The 501-nt window shown below is 66.3% G+C and carries 1 protein-coding gene; it reads right to left on the bottom strand.

What is annotated here, in order from left to right:
• Positions 1-501, bottom strand: a 501-nt coding sequence (locus QC282_RS32040; protein WP_279553108.1) for an AMP-binding protein, incomplete at both ends; no start/stop codon positions are given.

Here is a 501-nt window from a genome sequence, read left to right as displayed (position 1 = left end):
GACTCCGCCGGACCGTAGCCGTTGACGATCCTCAGCTTCGGATACAGGCCGTACAGCCTGCCGATGTGCGTGGGCGACGCCGGCTCACCACCGGTGAACACCACCCGGACCGTGGAAAACGCCTCAGGATGCTCGTCGGTGAGGTAGTTGAACAGACTCGACGACAACTGAAGCATCGTGACGCGGTGCCGCACCGCCAAGTCCGCCACCACGGCCGGCTCCGGACGCTGACCCGGCTGAAGCACCGTCACCCCGCCGTGCAGCAACGCACCCCAGAACTCCAGACTGAACGCGTCCCACGACACCGGAGAGCACTGCAGGAACACCTCACCCGGCCCGAAGTCCGCATACCCCTGCGCCGACACCGTCGACACCAGATTGCGATGCGTCGACAGAATGCCCTTCGGACGCCCCGTCGACCCCGACGTGAACATCACACACGCCACGTCCTCACCGCCCAACACCACCGGCAGGTCCGACGACTCGTGCCCGGCGATCACC

The organism is Streptomyces sp. DH24 (assembly GCF_029813775.1).
In the GTDB taxonomy this organism is placed as follows: domain Bacteria; phylum Actinomycetota; class Actinomycetes; order Streptomycetales; family Streptomycetaceae; genus Streptomyces.
Note: the sequence above shows the minus strand (reverse complement) of the source record. Positions and strands in the feature narration are given on the sequence as shown.